The organism is Streptomyces sp. 891-h (assembly GCF_022760275.1).
Lineage (GTDB): Bacteria > Actinomycetota > Actinomycetes > Streptomycetales > Streptomycetaceae > Streptomyces > Streptomyces spirodelae.
This window is the reverse complement of record NZ_CP050693.1, coordinates 4,464,137-4,481,373: the sequence shown is the minus strand read 5'-3', so window position 1 is coordinate 4,481,373 and position 17,237 is coordinate 4,464,137. Positions and strand designations below refer to the sequence as shown.

The window sequence follows — 17,237 nt, the reverse complement described above, 5'->3', positions numbered from 1 at the left end:
GGCACGTCGTGGCGGAGCGCGCAGTTCCCCGCGCCCCTGACGGGGCACGTCCCTCCCGCTGCGTTTGGGCAGCCTGGGAGATGCCCCCAAGGCGCAGGGCCGGGAACGGGCTGCCCCTTGATGCCGTCGCCGGGCTGCGGGCACGTCGTGGCGGAGCGCGCAGTTCCCCGCGCCCCTGACAGGGTGCCGCCTCTTTACGGGGCGCCCCCGCCCGCGCGGTCCAACAAGCCCGTGCGGGCGGCCAGCGCTGCGGCTTCCAGGCGGGAGCCGACGCCCAGTTTCATCAGGACCCGTTGCACATGGGTGCGGGCCGTCGAGGGGGCGATCCCCATGCCCGCGGCGATCAGCCGGGTGTCCTCGCCCTCGGCGACCCGCACCAGCACCTCCACCTCCCGCGGCGTGAGCATCTGCAGCAGCCGGGCGCCCTCGTCGTCCGGCTCCGCTGCCGGGTTGAGCAGTTCGGCGAAGGACTGCGTCAGTAACTGCGGTGCCACGGCGGACTCTCCGGCCCTGGCCTTGACCATGGCCCGCTCCACGCCCTCGATCCGCTCGTCGTGCCGCACATAGCCGGACGCCCCCGCCGCGAAGGCGGAGGCGATCCCGCGCGGGCTCGGCACCGGACCGAGCACCACCACCGCGATCTGCGGCTTCTCTCTCTTGATCCGCACCACCGGGTCGAAGACCCCCGGTTCGGCCGGCGTCGCCGTGCCCAGCAGACACACCTCGGGCGCCCTGCTGATCACCAGCTCGGCGGCGCCGCCGCTGGGCGCGGCCGCCGCCAGCACGCGGTGTCCGCGCAGCTTCAGCGCCGAGGCAAGAGCCTCGGCGAGCAGGCGGTGGTCGTCGACCACCATGAGCCGCACGCTCATCAAGCTCGCTCCCCCCACACACTCCCGTTGGCCCCGCACCCCCCGGCGCAGCCCCTCTCTTGTTCTCCGGGAAGCTACACGCTCACTCGCCGTTCCGCGCCCCTTACGGGCTGAAATCCCCAAGGGAGGGCTTGAACCGATCCTCCCGGAACAGCACCGGCCCGGCACGGTGACCGTGCCGGGCCGGTGCTGCTGCGACCTCAGGAGGGGCTACTCACTGCTGGGCGCGAATCCGACCGCCAGCCGGGGCTCCTCGTCCCGGAGGCTGGAGCGGTTCTCGGAGAGGGTGTTCTCCAGCAGGAAGAACCTGTTGTGCTCGAAGATCAGCGGGGTGTCCAGCGAGCCGGGGGAGACGGAGAACGCCTGCTCGCCCTCGTCGAAGTCGGAGGCCGGCATCTTCAGCAGGGTGGTCTGCTTGCCCTTCTTCGGCTCGATGGTGACGATCTCGCCACCGTGCCCGATGCTGGGCGTCTTGTACGCCACCACGTTGGAGCCCTGCATCTTGAACGGGACGATCTCACGGCTGTCGCCCGAGCTCGACTTCCACTTGGTGCGGCCCGTGTTGAAGTCGAAGGCCATCACCTCGTTGATCTGGGACAGGCTGTCGGAGCCGCCGTCGTGCTGGGTGGTCGCCAGGTAGACCGAATCGGGGCCGACGGCGATGCTGTAGCAGCTGTTGACCTCCACCCGGCAGGGCCGCTCGTAGCGGTCGCCCAGCGAGATCTTCGCCTTGAGCTTCTTGTCCTCGCCGACGGTCAGCACATCGCTGGTCAGCTCGTCACCCGCGCCGGCGACCAGCACCAGCGGCTCGGTGGAGGCGATACGGACGTTGCGCACGCCCTTGGGCGGTTCGTACTTCCACTCGGACTTGCCGGAGTCGGGGTTCAGCCGCTGCACCGAGACCTGAGGGTTCCTGATGCTGCTGCCGCACTCCACCACGGCGTACAGCTTCTTGCCGCCCGCGTAGCCGACGTCACGGCACTCGCTCGGCTTGGCCTTCCACAGCTCCTTCTTCGTGGAGATCTTGTAGCCGACGGAGCCGCCGATCCACGCGGCCGCGACGGTGTCACCGCTGATCGCGACGGAGTCCACGGAGCGGGTGTCCGCGTTGGGCATGGTCTTGTCCCAGGCGATCTTCTTGGCGTCCAGGTCCACGATCACCATGCGGGTGCAGTCGGCGCTGTTGGAGATGGTCTCCTGCACGACGACGGCGACCTTGTGGTCCTTGGTCATCCCGTTGGAGGCCGCGCAGACGTTGCCCTTGAGCGAGATCTTGGTCTCGCTGCCGGACTTGAACTCCTTGATGATCATTTCCCGGACCGAGGACTTGGCGAACACCTTGTCGGTGGCCCAGCCGCCTCCGACGTCGGTGTAGTCCTTGACCTCCGGAGCCTTCAGGTCCACGATCTGCTTCGCCTGCGGGTCCTTCGGCGGCGTGTTCGGGTCCTTCTGCTGGGAGTTCTTCTTGCCGCCGCCCTTGGACTCGTTCTTCTTGCCGCCGTCGTCCTTCGTCACGAAGAAGACGACACCGACGGCTATCACCGCGACGGCCACCACACCGGCGACCACGGCGATGATCTTGGAGTTGTTCCTGCCGCCGCCTCCGCCACCGGGCACCCCGGCAGCGGTGTTGGCGTACGGGTAACCGGCCGGCGGCTGCTGCCCGTAGCCGCCCGGCGGCGGACCGGGAGGACCGGGAGGACCGGCGGGCTGCCCGGGCGGGCCCGGCGGCGGGGGTACAGCGCCGAAGGCGGCCTGTGTGGGTGCCGCGTGGGCGTTCTGCTGCGGATAGCCGTAGCCGGGGGGTGCCGCGGGTGTGGGCGGCTCCGACGGCGTTCCGGCCGCCGGACCCTGGGAAGGCTGCGGGGGCTGCTGGGGATAGCCGTACGACGACTGGTCGGAGCCCGGCTGCTGCGGGTAGCCGTAGGACGGCTGCCCCTGCTGATCACGCGGCGGTTCCTGCGGTGCGCCGAAGCCTCCGGATGGCGGCTGGCTAGGCGGCGGAGGCGGCTGCGACATGAACAATCCCTCGTTACGGGCAGACCGGCGCCGGACCTTCAACCCCCGTAGGGCAAACCCCCGTAGGGCCGAGCGAATCGGACATGTGGTCTACCAATGGCAGACTTCAGAGCGGAAGTTCTTTCTACCATCGGACACCGAGAGCCCGGATCGCGGTTCCGTCACCGTCCGGTACCGAACCCCATGGCCATCGGCGCGCTCTCCTTCTCCGACAGCTCGTCCTTCCCGTACAGCAGGCTCCGCTGGAGGAAGAGCCGGCCGCCCTCGTAGAGCGCCGGTGCGCTGGTGCTCATGGTCGGTACGCGGAAGTGGCCCTGCTGCTCCGCGGTCTTGTCCGGCAGCCGCAGCAGTCCGCGCTGCTTGCCGTCGTCCGCCGAGACGCTGACGACCTGGCCGCCCTTCTCCAGGGTCGGTGTCACATAGGCGATCGCCTTGTCGCCCTCGGTCCCGATGGGGTAGACCGTGCGGTCGTCGCCTGAGCTGGACTTCCACTTCGGCTCGCCGCTGTGGAACCCGAAGCCCATCACCTCGTTGGTCCGGGCCAGGCCGTCGCCCTTGCCGCTGTGCTCCTTGGTCGAGACGAAGACCGTCTTGTCGGTCGCCACGACGTTGAAGCACGATTCGCTGCCCATGTTGCCGATCCCACAGCCCGGTTCGTAGCGCTTGCCCAGGCTGAAGGTGGCGGCGACGGAGCCCTTGTCGTCGATCGTCATGACCTCCGACTCGACCTCGTCACCGGTTCCCACCACCAGCACGATCGGATCGGTGTCCACCACCCGCACCGAACGTCCGTCCTTCACGCCCCGGGGCAGTTTGACGTCCCAGGTGGAGTGACCGGTCTTCGGGTCGAGCTGATTGACGGTCAGTGTGCTGCCGCACTCCAGGACCACCAGCAGCCGGGCGCCGCCTCCGTAGCGGGTGTGCTCGCAGGTCTCGCCCGTCTCCTTGCTCTTCCACAGCGGGTCGCCGCCCTCGATCGGGTAGGCGGCGAAACCCCCGATCCAGGAGAGGGCGACGGTGTCCTGGGCGACCGTCAGGTTGAGGTCCCCGCCGCCGAAGATGGTGTCGCCGAACGGGACGGGCTTCTCCCAGAGCTTCTCACCGGTGTCGACGTCGAAGACCGCGACGCTGTTGCAGCCGTGGCCGCCCTTCTCGAAGCCGACCGCCGTGAGGTGGTCGTCGGTCATGTGCGGCGAGGCGGCGCACACCGGGCCGCCCAGCGGAACCCGCCAGGCCCGCTTGCCGTTCATGTGATAGCCCTCGACGGCGTTGATCGTGGACTTGGCGTAGATCTTCTCGGTGGCCCAGCCCCCGTCCGCGCCCTTGGAGTCCTTGACGTGGGTGTTGGGCTGCTCCAGCGTGAACAGCTGCTTGGCTGTACTGCCGCCGGCGACCGCGCCGCCGCCGTCGGCCTGGCCGCCCCCGCCGCCGCCCCCGTCGTCACCGGTGAACATCCATATGCCGCCCGCGATCAGCACCACGGCAACCACCGCCGCGACGGCGGCGAGCATCTTGGTGTTGGCCCCGCCGGGCCCGGCAGGCGGACCGGAGGGAGGCTGCGGCCCGTACGGGCCCTGCGTGCCCGGAGGAGACGGCGGGACCGGCGGCGGCGAAGGGTGGGCTCCGTACTGGTGCGGGCCGACACTGCCGGCGGGCGGCTGGGCCGGCGGGGGCCCTGGGGGCGAGGAGGGGGGCTGCGCCGGCGGGTGAGGCGGATTCCAGCCACCGTGCGGAGGCTGACCGGGCGGCGGCGGTGGCTGTGTCATCGCGGATCCTCAGAACGGAGCAGGGCGATTCTTTCTACCACCGGCCCCGTGAGCGATTGTCATGCACCCTCACTATCCGCCAGTTCGAGCCAGCGCAGCTCCAACTCCTCGCGCTTCTCCCGGATCTCGCGCAGTTCGGCGTCCAGCCCCGCGACCCGCTCGAAGTCCGTGGCGTGCTCGGCCATCTCGGCGTGCAGCGCCGCCTCGCGCTGCTCGGCCTTCTCCACCTGGCGCTCGATCCGCTGCATCTCCTTCTGCGCCGCGCGCGAGAGCCCCGCCGGCTTGGCGTTGGCCTTGGCCGGCTCGGCCGGTGCCGTGGCCGCGCTGCCGCCCGGCGCCGCGGCGGGGGCCGCAGCCGCGGCCCTGGCCTCGATCCGGGCCCGGCGCTCCAGATACTCGTCGATACCGCGCGGCAGCATCCGCAGCGTCGCGTCGCCCAGCAGCGCGAGGACGCGGTCCGTGGTGCGCTCGATGAAGTACCGGTCGTGCGAGATGACCACCAGGGACCCCGCCCAGCCGTCCAGCAGGTCCTCCAGCTGGGTCAGGGTCTCGATGTCCAGGTCGTTGGTCGGCTCGTCCAGGAAGAGGACGTTGGGCTCGTCCATCAGCAGCCGCAGGATCTGCAGGCGCCGCCGCTCGCCGCCTGAGAGGTCGCCGACCGGCGTCCACTGCTTCTCCTTGACGAACCCGAACCGCTCGCACAGCTGCGAGGCCGTCATCTCGCGGCCCTTGCCCAGATCGATCCGGGAGCGTACGGCCTCGACCGCCTCCAGGACCCGCAGCGCCGGGTCCAGCTCGGCGACCTCCTGGGAGAGGTACGCCAGCTTCACCGTCTTGCCGACCTTGATCCGGCCCTCGGTCACCAGCGGGGAGGTCTGCTCGCCGCCGGTGCGCGCGGTGTCGGCCAGAGCACGCAGCAGGGAGGTCTTGCCCGCGCCGTTGACCCCGACCAGGCCGATCCGGTCCCCGGGGCCGAGCTGCCAGGTCAGATGCTTGAGCAGCACCTTGGGACCTGCCTGGACGGTCACGTCCTCCATGTCGAAGACGGTCTTGCCCAGCCGCGAGTTGGCGAACCGCATCAGCTCCTGGCTGTCGCGCGGCGGCGGCTCGCCCTCGATCAGCGCGTTCGCCGCCTCGATCCTGAAGCGGGGCTTGCTGGTACGGGCCGGGGCGCCGCGCCGCAGCCAGGCCAGCTCCTTGCGCATCAGGTTCTGCCGCTTGCTCTCCTCCTGTGCGGCGATGCGCTCCCGCTCCGCGCGGGCGAAGACGTAGTCGGAGTAGCCGCCCTCGTACTCGTGCACCGCGCCGCGCTGCACATCCCACATCCGGGTGGCGACCTGGTCGAGGAACCAGCGGTCGTGCGTGACGCACACCAGCGAGGAACGGCGGGCACGCAGATGGCCTGCCAGCCAGGAGATGCCCTCCACGTCGAGGTGGTTGGTGGGCTCGTCCAGCACGATCAGGTCCTGCTCGGCGATCAGCAGCTTGGCGAGCGCGATCCGGCGGCGCTCACCGCCGGAGAGCGGCCCGATCACGGTGTCCAGACCCTGGGGGAAGCCGGGCAGGTCCAGACCGCCGAAGAGGCCGGTGAGCACGTCGCGGACGCGTGCCACGCCCGCCCACTCGTGGTCGGCCATGTCGCCGACCACCTCGTGCCGGACGGTCGCCTCCGGGTCGAGGGAGTCGTGCTGGGTCAGTACGCCCAGCCGCAGGCCGCCCGCGTGGGTGACCCGGCCCGCGTCGGGCTCCTCCTCGCGGGCCAGCACCTTGATGAGGGTGGTCTTGCCGTCTCCGTTGCGGCCCACGACGCCGATCTTGTCGCCCTCGCTGACGCCCAGCGAGAGGGCGTCGAGGATGGTGCGGGTGCCGTGCACCTTGTCGACGGCTTCGAGGTTGACGAGGTTCACCGGGGTACCGCGGTTGCCAGCCATCTCACTCCTGTTGGGGACCAGCCCCCAAGGGTAGCCCCCGCCGCGAATCCGCCAAGCTCAGGTGCCGTGCAGCATCAGCGCTATGCCGCCCACCATCAGGACGCTCGCCGCGGTACGGGGCCAGCCGAAGCGCTCCTTGAAGAAGAGCGCCCCTATCGCGGCCCCCGCGATGATCGAGGACTCCCGCAGCGCGGCCACCGGGGCCAGCGGAGCCCTGGTCTGCGCCCACAGCACCAGCCCGTAGGCCAGCACGGACAGCGCGCCGCCCAGCAGCCCGCGCACCGCGATCGGGCGCAGCTGCCCGGCCAGCCGACGGCGGCGGGTGGCGATCGCCCAGGCGGGGATGGCCAGCCCCTCCAGGACCATCAGCCAGGCGATGTAGCCGAGCGCGGTGCCGGAGGCCCGTACGCCCACGCCGTCCACGACGGTGTACGAGGCGATGGCGAGCCCGGTGCACACGGCTGCGGCCAGGGCCGGCCACTGCGCCCCCGCGGCCGAGCTCCGTGCGGACCGCAGCCCCCACAGGGCGACCCCGACCAGCCCCGCCGAGGCCATCAGCACCCCGGCGAGCTGCCAGGGGCCGGGCATCTCGTGGACGAAGACCGCGGCGAGCACGGTCACCACCAGCGGCGCCGTGCCCCGCGCGATGGGGTACATCTGCCCGAACTCGCCCATCCGGAAGGAGCGCATCAGCAGCGCCTGGTAGACGACGTGCAGCAGGGCCGAGAAGAGGAGCGGCGGCCAGGCCCCGGCGGCGGGCAGCGGCGCGAAGCAGGCGAGCACGCCGCCGCACAGCGTTCCGCCGCCGCCGACCAGGGTGAAGGCGAGCAACTGGTCGCGGATGCCGTGCGCCAGCGCGTTCCAGGTGGCGTGGGTGAGCGCCGCGGCGAGCACCGCGGCGACGACCAACGGCGTCACCGGACACCGCCGGACGCCGTACAGGCACCGCCGGACGCTGCACGGAGGCGGAGTTGTCGCGTCATGGGTGAAGACGCTATCGCTCGTGACACCGCCACCTGCCCCGGGGGATCACCGGCTGCCCTTGCGGGATCGCCGACGCCCCGGGCAGCGACCGCCGTCGGGAGGCGGGCGCCGTGGGGAGGCGGGCACCATGCGGAGGCGGCTGCCGTAAGGAGGCGGCCGCCCCCGCCGGGTCAGCGCGCGGCGTCCAGGACCTTGCGGACGACCGGGCCGGCGTTCTCGTTGCCGTGTCCGGAGGCCGGCACCACGGCCGCTGCTGCGACGTCACCGGAGTAGGCGGTGAACCAGGCGTTCGGCTTCTTCTGCCCGTCGACCTCGGCCGAGCCGGTCTTGGCCCCGAAGTCGCCGCTCAGCCCGGCCATCGGCTTGGCCGCTGTACCGCCGGTCGCGGTGACCTTCATCAGGGACTTGAGGTCCTTGTGGACACCGGGCTTGAGGGAGCGCGGGGCCTTGGCGAGGGTCCGCTTGTCCAGCGACGGGGAGACCAGGTACGGCTGCTTGAAGCTGCCGTGCTGCACGGTGGCCGAGACCGAGGCCATGTTGAGCGGGTTCATCCGCACGCCGCCCTGGCCCATGAGGGAAGCCGCCATCTGGGCGCCGGACTGCACGGGGACCCGGCCGTCGAACGTGGCGGTGCCGGTCTTCCAGTTGAGGCCGATGCCGAAGACGTCGCGGGCCTCCTTGGTGAGGTCGTCGTTCTCCAGCTTGGGCGCCTGGCTGATGAAGGCGGTGTTGCAGGAGCGGGCGAAGCTCTGCGCGAAGGTGCCGTGCTTGATCTCGAACTTGTCGTCGTTCTGGAACTTCCAGCCGCCGTACTTGAAGTACTTGGGGCAGGGGTGTGCCTTGCCCGGGGAGGCGAGGCCCTTGTCGAGCAGCATGGCGCTGGTGACGACCTTCATCGTGGAGCCGGGGGCCAGCGAGCCCTGGAGGGCGCTGTTGAAGCCCTTGGCGGGCGAGTTGGCGACGGCCAGGATCTCGCCCGTGCTGGGTTTGACGGCGACGACGGAGGCCTTCGGCTTGCCCTTGACGGCGGCCTCGGCCGCGCGCTGCGCCTTGGCGTCGATGGTCGTCTGCAGCTTGCCCGGGGTGGGCTTGGACAGCTGCCGCAGCACGTCCTTGGTCTTGCCCTTGGCGTCGACGATGCGGGTCTGCACGCCCGGGGAGCCGTCGGTCTTGTCGCCGTAGCGCTTGCCCAGGTCGCTGATCACGTTGGCGAGCGTCGGGTGGTCCTCGGCGGTGAGCGTCTCGCCGTCGCGGTCGACGGCGGTGACGGGCGGGGTGCCCGACTCGTCGGTCCTGATGGTCTGGCCGTCCTTGAGCTCGGGGTGCAGCACGGACGGCTTCCAGTCGACGACCGGCTCGCCGGTGCCGGAGGCGCGGACGATCTCCAGCGCGGAGTCGTAGCTCCAGGCGGAGCGCTTCTTGCCGTAGGCGACCTGCGCGGTGACGTCGAAGGGCACCTTCTCGCCGTCCGCCGCCTTGGGGCTGACGGTGACCTTGGCGACGTGGGCCTTGCTGCGGAAGGTGGCCAGGGCCTTGGCGGCCGCGGCGGAGTCGTCGGTCAGCGAGGCGGCCTTCTTGGCGTCGCCCTGGGACCAGGCGCCCAGGAACTCCTTCGCGGCGGTGCGCACCTCGCGGGCGCTGAGCGGGCCCTTCTTGACCTTGTTCGGCGCCTTGCCCTCGTCGCTGGCCGTGACGGTGCCCTTGTCCTCCTCACCGTCGCTGCCGACCAGGGCGTAGACGCCGACGCCGGTGAGCCCGACGACAGCGGCGGCGACCCCGCCGATCACGGCCATCTTCTGTGTGTCGCGCATCCGAGTTCTGCCCCTCCACCCCGCCTTGGCCTTGTGCGGCCGAAGTCCTGACGCGAGGCACCCTAGAGCACGTCCATGACAGAACGTGCCCTGATATGCCCGTTTGGACCTGTCTTCCGGGGATCTGGTTTCCAGGTTTCACCGGTTCCGGGAATCCGGTCCGGAGAGCGGAACCACCGCACCGCGGCGGCCGCGCCCCGGCGGCCTCTGGGGCAGACGAGCAGCGCGGGGCGATCGGTTCCAGATCACGGCTTTGTGTCCGAATCGCGATCTTCGAGTCATCCGAACGTTGTGCCGTCAGATCCAGGAGTCCAGCCACATCCGGTGCCGCCACTCGCTCAGCGGGATGGTCTGCCCGGTGTAGATCGGCCAGAAGTAGATGAAGTTCCAGACGATCAGCAGCCCGACGACGCCCACCGCGACCACTCCCAGGGTGCGGCGTCTGTCGTCCGTGCCCGGTGGCCCGGCCAGCGCTCCGGCCGCCATGGCCAGGCCCAGGCACAGGAAGGGCAGGAACACCACGGCGTAGAAGAGGAAGATGGTGCGCTCCTGGTAGAGGAGCCAGGGCAGATAGCCCGCCGCGACGCCGCACAGGATGGCACCCGCACGCCAGTCGCGGCGGAAGAACCAGCGGTAGACGACGTAGACCAGCGCCACGCACGCGGCCCACCACAGCAACGGGGTGCCCAGCGCGAGGACTTCACGGGCGCAGCCCTCGGCCTTGTCGGTGCAGCCGTCGGTGCCCGCCTTGGGCGACTCGTAGAAGTAGGAGACCGGACGGCCCAGGACCAGCCAGCTCCACGGGTTGGACTGGTAGGTGTGGTGCGAGGTGAGGTTGACGTGGAAGTCGTAGACCTCGCTCTCGTAGTGCCACAGGCTGCGCAGCGGCCCCGGCAGCCAGCCCCAGGGCCCGGCGGCGCCCTGCTTGTCCGCCCAGTCGCGGAAGTAGCCCCCGGAGGTGGCGAACCAGCCCGTCCAGGAGACGACATAGGTGACCACCGCGGCCACCGGCAGCGAGACGAAGGCGGGCAGCGCGTCCTTGCGGAGCATCGCCGGCAGGGGCCGCGAGGCACCCGCGGTGCGGCGCGCGCCCATGTCCCACAGGACGGTCAGCAGCCCGAAGGCGGCCAGCACGTACAGCCCGTTCCACTTGGTGGCGCAGGCCAGCCCCAGGCACACCCCGGCCGCCAGCCGCCACGGCCGCAGCCCCAGGCCGGCCCGGTCCCCCACGAAGGCGTCCGGCAGCGGCGCACCGGTGCCGGGCCCCTCGTCGGTGCCGCCGCGCGGCAGCCGCGCCGCGAGCCTGGCCCGGCTCTTGTCCCGGTCGACGAGCAGACAGCCGAAGGCCGCCAGCACCCAGAACATCACCACCAGGTCCAGCAGCGCGGCGCGGCTCATCACGAAGTGCAGCCCGTCCACCGCCATCAGGGCGCCCGCCAGGCACCCCAGCGCCGTCGAGCGGAACAGCCGGCGCCCGATACGGCACAGCATCAGCACCGAGAGGGTGCCCAGCAGCGCCACCATGAACCGCCAGCCGAACGGGTCCAGCCCGAAGACGGCCTCGCCCAGCCCGATGATCCACTTGCCGACCGGCGGGTGGACGACGTACGAGCCCTCCGGCGAGAGGGGGATGTGCTGCGGATCGCCCAGGATCTTGTCGTTGGCGTTGTCCGGCCAGGTTCCCTCGTACCCGAGGTGGATGAGCGACCAGGCGTCCTTGGCGTAGTACGTCTCGTCGAATATGACGGCGTGCGGGGAGCCCAGGTGCCAGAACCGCAGCGCCCCGGCGACCAGCGCCACCAGCAGCGGCCCGCCCCAGGCCGCCCAGCGCGCCAGCCGCACGGAGACCTCGGGCGCCAGTCCGAAGACGGCGCCCGGCCGCGGGTCGGGGTCGGGGAACGGCGGGGTGAGCCGTTCGCGGACACCGGCGCGGGGCCGGGCCGCATAGCCGAAGCGCCGCAGCCGCGCCTGCCACCTGGGCGGCGGCGCAGGATCACACGCGCCCTCGGCGCTGCCCTCGGCGCCCGGGCTGCCGGGCACGCGCTGCCTGCGGTCGGCGTCCCCCACGGTGTCACTGGTCGTCACGCGGGCCATCGTAGGGATCGGGAGGGCGGCGCGCGCGGTCGCGTCGCCGCCGCCGCGCGGTTGACGGGGTGAGGCCGCGCGGCGCGCGCCGGGGCACTGCGAGGATGGGCGGGTGACTGGAACGCTCGTACTCGCCGGAACGCCCATCGGTGACCCCTCGGACGCACCGCCGCGGCTCGCGGCCGAACTGGAGGCCGCCGATGTCGTCGCCGCCGAGGACACCCGGCGGCTGCGCAAGCTGACCCAGGCGCTGGGGGTCGTACCGGCCGGGCGGATCGTCTCCTACTTCGAGGGCAACGAGGCGGCGCGTACGCCCGAGCTCGCCGAGGCACTGGCCCAGGGTTCGCGGGTGGTACTGGTGACGGACGCCGGCATGCCCTCGGTCTCCGACCCCGGCTACCGGCTGGTCGCCGCGGCCGTGGAGCGCGGGGTGCGGGTCACCGCCGTACCCGGGCCCTCGGCCGTGCTGACCGCGCTGGCGGTCTCCGGGCTCCCGGTGGACCGGTTCTGCTTCGAGGGGTTCCTGCCGCGCAAACAGGGCGAGCGGCTCAGCCGGCTGCGGGAGGCCGCCGAGGAGCGGCGCACCCTGGTGTACTTCGAGTCGCCGCACCGGCTGGAGGCGACCCTCGCCGCCATGGCCGAGGTCTTCGGCACCGAGCGCGAGGCCGCCGTGTGCCGGGAGCTGACCAAGACCTACGAGCAGGTGCGGCGCGGGCCGCTGGGCGAGCTGGCCCGGTGGGCCGCCGAGGGGGTGCGCGGCGAGATCACCGTCGTCGTACGGGGCGCCGATGCGCCCGCCTCGGGCGGTGCCGACGCAGCGGAGCTGGCGCGCCGGGTGGCGGAGCGCGAGAAGGCGGGTCAGCAGCGCAAGGAGGCCATCGCGGAAGTGGCCCGCGAGGCGGGAGTGCCCAAGCGTGAGGTCTTCGACGCGGTGGTCGCGGCCAAGAACAGCGCGGGCGGCCGGTGAGAGGCAGGACACCGGCAGCGAGTGAGGTCCGGCACCCAGGTAAAGGACTTGCGGGATAACGCAAAGGGAAGCCCCATGGACGCCCTTTACCTTGACGCTTGGGCCAAATTTCACCAAACGGAGGGAAAGCCCTTCTGAGATTCCTTCCGGTGCGTTGATATGAGGAGTGCACTGGCAGTGGGCGTGAACCGCCCCCAGGAAGGAGCTGCCATGAAGCACGAGAGCGGCAACGGCAAGTCCGCGGCCAACTCCGCCACATCCGCGCAGGACACGGTGCGTGAGGCGTACTCGTTCGCCTGCATGAAGTGCGGCCACGGATGGGAGCAGGAGTACGAGATCCAGCACTTGGAATACACCGACGGCAGGCCTTTGGTCGTGTATTACGCGGACGGTGAGCGCGTTCCCTCACCGCTCACGAAACCCACCTGCCGCTTTTGCGACGGGCATGTCGTCCGCATCATGCGTTCGGGACGCGTCTCCACAGCAGAAGCCGCACTTCCGCACCACTGATATCCGCTGAAGGCTCCCCGCCGAGATCCCCGGCACTCCCCGCTGCTGCTCCGGTCGCCTCCCCCGAAGAGGCACGACGCCGCGCTTTATCATCGCCGGTATGTCCACCTCCGCGACCCCGCACGACGCAGCGAACACAGCGGCGACGAAGAACACGGCGGCGACGAACGCCGCCAAGGCTCGGGCGGCCCAGGCACCTCCGCCGCCGCCCGAGCCGCTCGCCTTCCCGGTCGCGGACTCCCACACCCACCTGGACATGCAGGAGCCGGCCGTCGCCGACGCGCTCACCGCTGCCGCCGCCGTGGGAGTGACCACGGTCATCCAGGTCGGCTGCGATCTGGAGCGCTCCCGGTGGGCCGCCGAGACGGCCGCCACCTGGAAGAACGTATGGGCCGCCGTCGCCCTGCACCCCAACGAGGCGCCCCGGCTCGACGCCGAGGGCGGCCAGAAGGCGCTGGACGAGGCGCTCGCGGGCATCGAGAAGCTCGCCGTGCTCCCCCAGGTGCTCGCCGTCGGCGAGACCGGCCTGGACTACTTCCGTACCGGGCCTGAGGGGGTCGCCGCGCAGCAGCGGTCCTTCCGCGCCCACGTCGAGCTGGCCAAGCGGCTGGACAAAGCCCTGGTCATCCACGACCGCGACGCACACGACGACGTGCTGCGCATCCTCCAGGAGGAGGGCGCCCCCGAGCGCACCGTCTTCCACTGCTACTCGGGCGACGCCGAGATGGCGAAGCTGTGCGCCGACAAGGGCTACTTCATGTCCTTCGCCGGGAACATCACCTTCAAGAACGCACAGCCGCTGCGCGAAGCCCTCGCCGTGGCGCCGCCCGAGCTGCTGCTGGTGGAGACGGACGCGCCGTTCCTCACCCCGGCGCCCTACCGCGGCCGCCCCAACGCTCCCTATCTGATCCCGCTCACCCTGCGCGCCATGGCCGAGGTCAAGGGCATGGAGGAGGAGCGCCTGGCCCGCCACGTGGCCGCGAACACCGCACGGGCCTTCGGCTACTGACCGCTGCCCGGGCGGCGGTCCGCGGGGCCCGGGCGCGGCCGTAAACTGGGGCGGTGAGCGCTGCCCCTTCCGACCCGTCCACCGCCTCCGACACCTTCGGCAGCGGCGTGCTGCTCGGCCCCGCCGAAGTGCGGGAGCTGGCGGAAGCGCTGGGGGTGCGGCCCACCAAGCAGCGCGGCCAGAACTTCGTCATCGACCCGAACACGGTGCGCCGGATCGTGCGCACGGCCGAGGTCCGCGACGACGACGTCGTCCTGGAGGTCGGCCCCGGACTCGGCTCGCTGACCCTGGCACTGCTGGAGACGGCGGCGCACGTCACCGCCGTCGAGGTGGACGACGTGCTGGCGGCGGCCCTGCCCGCGACCGTACGGGCGCGGCTGCCCGAGCGCGCCGCACGCTTCCGCCTGGTGCACGAGGACGCCCTGCGCGTCACCGAGCTGCCCGGGCCCGCGCCGACCGCGCTGGTCGCCAACCTCCCCTACAACGTGGCCGTCCCGGTGCTGCTGCACCTGCTGGCACGGTTCCCGAGCATCGAGCGGACGCTGGTGATGGTGCAGTCCGAGGTCGCCGACCGGCTGGCCGCGCCGCCGGGCTCCAAGGTGTACGGGGTGCCGTCGGCGAAGGCCGCCTGGTACTGCGAGGTCAAGCGCGCCGGAGCGATCGGGCGCACTGTCTTCTGGCCCGCGCCCAATGTCGACTCCGGTCTGGTCTCGCTGGTGCGCCGCCCGCACCCCCCGGCGACCGGCGCGAGCCGCGAGGAGGTGTTCGCCGTCGTGGACGCGGCGTTCGCGCAGCGCCGCAAGACACTGCGGGCCGCGCTCTCCGGATGGGCCGGCTCAGGCGCAGCGGCCGAGGAGGCGCTGCGCGCCGCCGGCGTCTCGCCGCAGGCCCGCGGGGAGTCGCTGACCATCGCCGAGTTCGCCGCGATCGCGGAGCACGGCCCGCGCCGGGAGACCGCGCAGGGCAGCCCGAACTCAGACGACGAGGAGCGCACCGAGTGAGCCAGCCAGCCGCCGCCCCCACCGGCCCCGCGAGGACGGTCACCGTCCGGGTACCGGCCAAGGTCAATGTGCAGCTGTCGGTCGGCCCGCTGCGCCCCGACGGATTCCACGACCTGGCCAACGTCTTCCTCGCCGTCGGCCTGTACGACTCGGTGAGCGCGACCCGCGCCGAAGCGCCGCTGCTGACCGTCTCCGGACCGGACGCCGCACAGGTGCCGCAGGACCGCACCAACCTGGCGGCGCGCGCCGCCGAACTGCTGGCCCGCAGGAACGGGCTGGCCCCCGACGTCCACCTGCACATCGCCAAGGACATCCCCGTCGCCGGCGGCATGGCGGGCGGCAGCGCGGACGCCGCGGGGGCGCTACTGGCCTGCGACCGGCTGTGGGGCCTGCACACCCCCCGCGAGGAGCTGCTCGCGCTCTGCGCCGAGCTGGGCTCCGATGTGCCGTTCAGCCTCGCGGGCGGCGCCGCGCTCGGTGAGGGCCGGGGCGAGGTGCTGACGCCGCTGGAGGTGGGCGGCGTCTTCCACTGGGTGTTCGCCGTCGCCGAGGGCGGCCTCTCGACGCCGGACGTCTACCGCGAGTGCGACCGGCTGCGGGAGGCCGCCGGGGGCGGTGTACCCGAACCGGTGGCCTCCGAGCCGCTGTTGGCCGCCCTGCGCGCGGGCGACACGCAGGCGCTGGCCACCACCCTGCGGAACGACCTCCAGCCCGCAGCGCTCTCGCTGCGGCCCGCCCTCTCCGAGACCCTCGACACCGGCCTCGCCGCGGGCGCGTTGGCGGCGCTGGTCTCCGGCTCCGGCCCCACCTGCGCGTTCCTGGCCGCCGACGCGGACTCGGCGATCCGTGTCGCGCACACCCTCACCGCCTCCGGCACCTGCCGCGCCGCCCGCGCGACGTCCGGCCCCGCGCCGGGCGCGACGGTGGTGTGACGGGGACGCCCCGTCAGGGGCGCGGGGAACTGCGCGAGCAAGCACACACCGCCCGCAGCCTGCGACGAACAGCAAGGGGCAGCCCCTCCTCAGGAGGCGCCGCTCACAACGGAGCGCAAGGCGCGAATCACAGCCTGCGGACGCGGATCACTGGTCACCGAACGGTGCAGGGTCCCTGTGACATAGCCGAAGGAGACCCCCGTCTCCGGGTCGGCGAAACCGAGGGAGCCACCACGCCCCGGGTGCCCGAAGGACCCGGGGCCCAGCATCGGGCAGGCCGGGCCGTGCAGCATGTAGCCCAGACCGAAGCGGGTGCCCACGACCAGCACCCGGTCGGGCCCGTCCGACTCCAGGGAGCGGGCCTGGGTCAGTGTCGCGGGCGTGAACAGCCGCCGCGCCCCGCCGAGGGGACCCAGCAGCGCCGCGTAGAACGCGGACAGCGCGCGGGCCGTGGCGATACCTCCCGAGGCGGGCAGTTCGGCTGCGCGCCACTCCGGGGCGTTCTCGTCGGGCTTCGGCGCGATGACGTCGAAGGCGCGGCGGGTGAGCGAGGCCGGGTCGGCGTAGGCCTCGGTCACCGAGCGCTTGGGGCGGGTGCGCAGCGCGCCCGGTTCCGGTGCTGGCGCCTCCTGTTCGGCGACCCTGGCCACCCGGCCCTCGGCCGCCACCGCTTCGGGCAGCCCGATCCACAGGTCGAGTCCGAGGGGAGCCGCCACCTCGTCGGCGAACCAGCGCCCCAGGGTGCGGCCGCCGCTGGCACGCGCCACCAGTTCGCCCAGCAGCCAGCCGAAGGTGTGCGGGTGGTAGCCGTGCGCCGTGCCGGGCTCCCACGCGGGGGCCTGTGCCGCCAGGGCACGCACAGCGCGGCCCGGCTCCAGCGCCTCCTGGGGCGTGAGCGGAGTGTCGAGCGCCGGCAGCCCGGCGCGGTGCGCCAGCAGATGGCGGACCAGGACGCGCTCCTTGCCGGCCGCCTTGAACTGCGGCCAGTACGCGCCGACGGGCGCGTCCAGATCGAGCTGGCCGCGCTGGTGCAGCAGATGCGGGACGGCTGCCGCCAGGCCCTTGGTGGCCGAGCGGACGACCACGGCGGTGTCCTCGCTCCACGGCGCCGCGTGCGGGTCGGCCGGGTCGGTGGTGCCGGCCCACAGGTCGACGACCTTGCGGCCGTCCCGGTGCACGGCCAGCGCGGCGCCCCGCTCGCCGCGCCGCTCGAAGTTGCGTATGAAGGCGTCCCGGACGGGCTCGTACCCGTCCGCCACCGTGCCGTGCACAGTCGGCTGGGTGCCGTGCGCCGATGTGTCAACGACCTCTGCCACGTTTCCTTCGCTCCTGTCGCCTTGAGGGCGCCTTTCG

At 72.1% G+C, this 17,237-nt stretch carries 12 protein-coding genes and 1 pseudogene; 5 read left to right on the top strand and 8 right to left on the bottom strand.

Features of this window, described 5'->3' with window-relative positions; genetic code table 11:
- Positions 1-194 precede the first annotated feature (194 nt).
- From HC362_RS19690 to HC362_RS19660, 7 genes are all read right to left on the bottom strand, one after another.
- Entirely contained in the window at positions 195-869 is a 675-nt protein-coding gene (locus HC362_RS19690) for a LuxR C-terminal-related transcriptional regulator (protein WP_243085357.1), read from the bottom strand.
- Between the two features lie 210 nt (positions 870-1,079).
- Complete coding sequence (locus tag HC362_RS19685) at positions 1,080-2,888, bottom strand: PQQ-binding-like beta-propeller repeat protein (protein WP_243085356.1); 1,809 nt, start codon at positions 2,886-2,888, stop codon at positions 1,080-1,082.
- Between the two features lie 161 nt (positions 2,889-3,049).
- Positions 3,050-4,399, bottom strand: coding sequence for a PQQ-binding-like beta-propeller repeat protein (locus HC362_RS19680; protein WP_243088709.1), 1,350 nt, complete (start codon positions 4,397-4,399; stop codon positions 3,050-3,052).
- Positions 4,400-4,713: 314 nt separating this feature from the next.
- Positions 4,714-6,585: an ABC-F family ATP-binding cassette domain-containing protein gene (locus tag HC362_RS19675; RefSeq protein WP_243085355.1), complete on the bottom strand. Its 1,872-nt coding sequence runs from the start codon at positions 6,583-6,585 to the stop codon at positions 4,714-4,716.
- Positions 6,586-6,642: 57 nt separating this feature from the next.
- The gene (locus HC362_RS19670; protein ID WP_243085354.1) at positions 6,643-7,503 is read right to left on the bottom strand and encodes a DMT family transporter; all 861 of its coding nucleotides are present in this window, start codon (positions 7,501-7,503) and stop codon (positions 6,643-6,645) included.
- Between the two features lie 236 nt (positions 7,504-7,739).
- Complete coding sequence (locus HC362_RS19665) at positions 7,740-9,380, bottom strand: penicillin-binding transpeptidase domain-containing protein (RefSeq protein ID WP_243085353.1); 1,641 nt, start codon at positions 9,378-9,380, stop codon at positions 7,740-7,742.
- Between the two features lie 297 nt (positions 9,381-9,677).
- Positions 9,678-11,474, bottom strand: a complete 1,797-nt coding sequence (locus HC362_RS19660; protein ID WP_243085352.1) for a phospholipid carrier-dependent glycosyltransferase — start codon at positions 11,472-11,474, stop codon at positions 9,678-9,680.
- A 103-nt stretch (positions 11,475-11,577) separates the two neighbouring features.
- Between HC362_RS19660 and rsmI the strand changes: the two genes are divergently transcribed.
- The 5 genes and pseudogenes from rsmI (at position 11,578) to HC362_RS19635 (ending at position 15,884) form a co-directional block, all read left to right on the top strand.
- Positions 11,578-12,432, top strand: a complete 855-nt coding sequence (rsmI, locus tag HC362_RS19655) for a 16S rRNA (cytidine(1402)-2'-O)-methyltransferase (protein ID WP_243085351.1) — start codon at positions 11,578-11,580, stop codon at positions 12,430-12,432.
- 300 nt (positions 12,433-12,732) lie between these two features.
- Positions 12,733-12,921 (top strand): annotated as a pseudogene (locus HC362_RS19650) (hypothetical protein); the annotation flags it as partial.
- 121 nt (positions 12,922-13,042) lie between these two features.
- Positions 13,043-13,951, top strand: a complete 909-nt coding sequence (locus HC362_RS19645) for a TatD family hydrolase (RefSeq protein WP_243085350.1) — start codon at positions 13,043-13,045, stop codon at positions 13,949-13,951.
- A gap of 53 nt (positions 13,952-14,004) precedes the next feature.
- On the top strand, positions 14,005-14,952 hold the full coding sequence (rsmA, locus tag HC362_RS19640; protein WP_243085349.1) for a 16S rRNA (adenine(1518)-N(6)/adenine(1519)-N(6))-dimethyltransferase RsmA: 948 nt from the start codon (positions 14,005-14,007) through the stop codon (positions 14,950-14,952).
- Positions 14,949-15,884, top strand: coding sequence for a 4-(cytidine 5'-diphospho)-2-C-methyl-D-erythritol kinase (locus HC362_RS19635; RefSeq protein ID WP_243085348.1), 936 nt, complete (start codon positions 14,949-14,951; stop codon positions 15,882-15,884). The genes rsmA and HC362_RS19635 overlap by 4 nt, the downstream gene beginning before the upstream one ends.
- Positions 15,885-15,973: 89 nt before the next feature.
- Here the strand turns inward: HC362_RS19635 and HC362_RS19630 are convergent, their stop codons facing one another.
- Complete coding sequence (locus HC362_RS19630) at positions 15,974-17,200, bottom strand: serine hydrolase domain-containing protein (protein WP_243085347.1); 1,227 nt, start codon at positions 17,198-17,200, stop codon at positions 15,974-15,976.
- Positions 17,201-17,237 lie beyond the last annotated feature (37 nt).